The sequence below is a fragment of the Vibrio sp. 10N.222.46.A1 genome (assembly GCF_041473595.1).
Classification (GTDB): Bacteria; Pseudomonadota; Gammaproteobacteria; order Enterobacterales; family Vibrionaceae; genus Vibrio; species Vibrio tasmaniensis_A.
Map to the genome: position 1 here is coordinate 1 of NZ_JBFRSN010000544.1, position 2809 is coordinate 2809.

A 2809-nucleotide genomic window follows, 5' to 3' on the forward strand; every position below is an offset into this window, starting at 1 on the left:
CTTTACGCAGTCTTCATGTTGTTGTGATTTTTCTAGTAACTTTGAAGTATTGTCTTCACCAACCGAGTTGTCATGCAAGCTACTAACAAGTACTTCGAGCTTGGTCGATGACCCCGCGAGTTTTTCTAATATAGTGGTCATTTCTTCGACTTTATCTTGTTCTTTTCGTTTCTGAAGAAAGGAAAAGAACATACCAGCCCACTGCTTCTTTAGGTGATCTTCTATATCAGTAAAAGTTTTATACGTCTCAAGTCCATTGTTAGTACTTGCACGATGTACAGAATCAATAAAGCTGAAAATAGAGACAGCATCAGCTTGCTTCTCGATCGCGGGATAATTAATTTTTTTAGCAAACTCTTCGTCATTAGCTCGAACATTTTCCTTAAAATAATGCTGAGCAGCAGAAACGTCAGCTTTAACAAAGGTAAATATTGGTAAACCTAATTCACGGGCTTTGTTGTACTCAGCTTGAGTGATTGACTCCCCATTACCATTTTTAAACTTGCCGCCGTAACGCCCTGAAATGATCAATACAAACATATCACAGTGAGCAACTTCATTAACACATGACTCATGAGTGTGTGCATCTACATCATAATAAACACCACTATATTCACTTAATATTGGATGGAAGCCATAGTTAGTGATAAAGCGTTCAAGTTGAGCTCGCTCTTCTTGTAAGTCGTAACACGTAGAACTTACAAATACTTTGGGGATTGCCATAAACGTCTACTTTTAGAATTGAAACCTTGATACATAATTGAGTCGTATGCATCAACTTTCAAGGCTTTACAACTATAAACCTCGATTAAATACTTTAAATTCGGATAACTAGCGTTGACACCCTCCCCCTAACAACCTTACTCTAACTATGCACTGGCAAAATTCAGTGCCAGGTTTAGGACCCTGCTTTAACTTACGGCGCATAGACGCCAGCTTTTTGCTGGTTTTTTTATGTGCGGCTTCAGCACACTAGAACATAGTCGTTTCGTATAGAAACCGTACTATCTGCATTATGGTGGGCTGGGCGAGGCAGCTTCGGCTGGCCGTTTCGTAAGTGCGGTAGTCCTAACCTTGTTCAGTTCACCACCCGAAGTTTAGGACCTTTGCGTGGTGATTTAACAGATCACTTACGGAGGTCACTATGACCACAGCACTAACATTCCAAAATACCCATTTCGATATTGTCGAACAAAATAATCAAGTTTGGTTATCAGCTACCGACATAGCCAAAGCTTTAGGTTATGCAAGAGAAGACTCTGTTAGCCGTATCTACGATAGAAATTCAGATGAATTCTCTAGCGTAATGTCAATGACCGTCAATTTGACGGTGAACGGAATAAACAAAAGCTTGCGTAAAAAGACAACTCGCATATTTTCCCTTCGAGGTGCTCACTTAATCGCGATGTTTAGCCGAACCTCTGCTGCCAAAGAATTCCGCAAATGGGTATTGGACGTATTAGATCGAGAAATACAACAACCACAAAACAATCAAAACCCCACCCTACTCAACAACGCCAAAAAAGCATGCGAACGCGTAAGCCAGCGTGAGAACCAAAGCTACAATGAATTACTCGCACTCAAAGAAACCTTTGCCCAACTCGAACACTCTTCTCGTATTGCCCAAAACCAAATCAGCGACCTGTTAACCAGCCATCACTCTAAGCGTGACCATATCGCTCATATCTATTTAGCGCACCAGGTAATGGTTGTGTAACTTGCTTAAACAAAAGCCCTTATCCATTTGAATAAGGGCTTTGTATTTGTAAAGGCTCGTTATTTGTTAAGTCACTCGGCTCCCCAAACAGATGTGCTTGCGAATTTTTCAATGCCCATAAGAATGAAGCTAAATTAATAAGGGGAGCTAGAATGGTCGTTAACCCACCAGAATTAGAACCGTTTTTCCATTTCGTTCGTGTATCTATTGTCAGTGCACTAGGTGGCGATGAAGAGTCATACAGTTCGAACGAAGCACTAGAGCAATATATAAACGCAACCAATAGCAACATCACTCCGTTACTCTACGACTTCTTCGTAAAATTCGATTACTTGTACGCGCTTCAGCAAGCAAACGCGCCACTAAGTACCGAAGAGTCAGAAGTACTACTTTCAGCCCAAGACTTGATTGACGAAGTACACCTTACTGTCATGTGATATCCGGCATATCACAGCATGAAAGCTAAATAGCTTTAATTTCCCTCAAATATTGAACACAATAGTGCTTATAACCGTAGGTCCTAAAGTGTGAATAAATCAATGGCATTAGTTAGAAAAAAAATAGCCTTTTTTAATAATGAAAAAGTGAAAATATTGAGTGCGGTGACGGTGGTTACGAGTGTTATATCTGCACCTTACATAATTAATTTTTGGGGTTATAACATTTCAGATAACACTCAAGATTGGGGAGGGTTCGGGAGCTACATTGGTGGTTTGCTTTCCCCTATATTGGCCATCGGTTCGCTGTACTATGTTGTGAAAACCTTTCGCCAACAATCATTTGAGAACACGTTCAATCTACTACTGGAACAGCATAATACTCTTGCAGAGAAAATCTCTAGTGAGACAGTAGGGAAGGAATCAATCATAAAAGAGAAGTTGGGAGCTTTAGGTATCAGTTGGCTCATTGACCAAGCGTCATCAAGAACAACTATCAATGAAAGTTATGAGATCCATCAGTATCTTAGAGTCGTTTATCAAGTCTTAATGTTCATTGATGAAAGCTGCCCCAGCGATCAACGTAAGTATTCTAGAATCTTCCGTTCATTCCTTTCCAACGACCTCATTTACATAGTTGCGTTAAATAGTGCCC

At 40.3% G+C, this 2809-nt stretch carries 4 protein-coding genes; 3 read left to right on the top strand and 1 reads right to left on the bottom strand.

Going from position 1 to position 2809, the window contains the following annotated elements:
- A partial coding sequence (locus AB4496_RS15475; RefSeq protein WP_372131306.1) for a DUF4062 domain-containing protein occupies window positions 1-723 on the bottom strand: 723 nt, incomplete at its 3' end.
- Window positions 724-1144: 421 nt separating this feature from the next.
- Here AB4496_RS15475 and AB4496_RS15480 point away from each other — a divergent pair.
- The 3 genes from AB4496_RS15480 to AB4496_RS15490 form a co-directional block, all read left to right on the top strand.
- On the top strand, window positions 1145-1717 hold the full coding sequence (locus AB4496_RS15480) for a BRO family protein (protein WP_102258088.1): 573 nt from the start codon (window positions 1145-1147) through the stop codon (window positions 1715-1717).
- Between the two features lie 152 nt (window positions 1718-1869).
- Complete coding sequence (locus AB4496_RS15485) at window positions 1870-2154, top strand: hypothetical protein (protein WP_102258087.1); 285 nt, start codon at window positions 1870-1872, stop codon at window positions 2152-2154.
- A gap of 90 nt (window positions 2155-2244) precedes the next feature.
- Window positions 2245-2809 (top strand): putative phage abortive infection protein (locus AB4496_RS15490; protein WP_372131308.1); only part of this gene is annotated, 565 nt, incomplete at its 3' end.